This window comes from Vibrio sp. 1249-1 (genome assembly GCF_033340495.1).
Window position 1 is genome coordinate 1 of sequence record NZ_JAWOWJ010001017.1, and the last position, 548, is coordinate 548.

At 44.5% G+C, this 548-nt stretch carries 1 pseudogene; it reads right to left on the reverse strand.

The window, feature by feature from the left end:
- Window positions 1-127: 127 nt before the first annotated feature.
- A pseudogene (locus tag R7Z50_RS30220) lies at window positions 128-548 on the reverse strand (LysR family transcriptional regulator); the annotation flags it as partial.

Here is a 548-nt window from a genome sequence, read left to right on the forward strand (position 1 = left end):
GTTCGAGCTTTACTCGCACACTTATGAAGAAACTTACGCTTCTGAATACGAGTAATTACATCATGCAACACAACCGGGATCAATGCGTTATCGAACCCGGTTGTTCAAACCGTTTTACCAACCATTGTTACGACTCAATGCCTAACGACTTCATCAACGATTCAACGGTATTGTTAACCCACAATATCAACGGATCATTGCGGCGCTTTACGCTGTAAACGTAACCGAAGTTACCCTCTAATTTCGGCAGCGCGTCATCAAATTCGATAAAAGAAAAACGCTTATCTAACTGATTGATCAAGTGACGCGAACAAGGAAACAGCACATCGCTATCCGCAACCAAATTCAAAATGGTGTTGATGTGCGTGGTACGCAGTTGAATTCTTGGGACAACTGAAAAAGGCTGTAATAAGCGCGAGATGTGATCTTCTTTTTCATTCCAATGTTGGATGATGTGAACCGCGTACGCGTACTCTGAAATGTCATCCAAATACATGCGTTTGCCACCATGCGGATGCGTCGCACGGCAGGCCAGAGCAAAGTCGTCC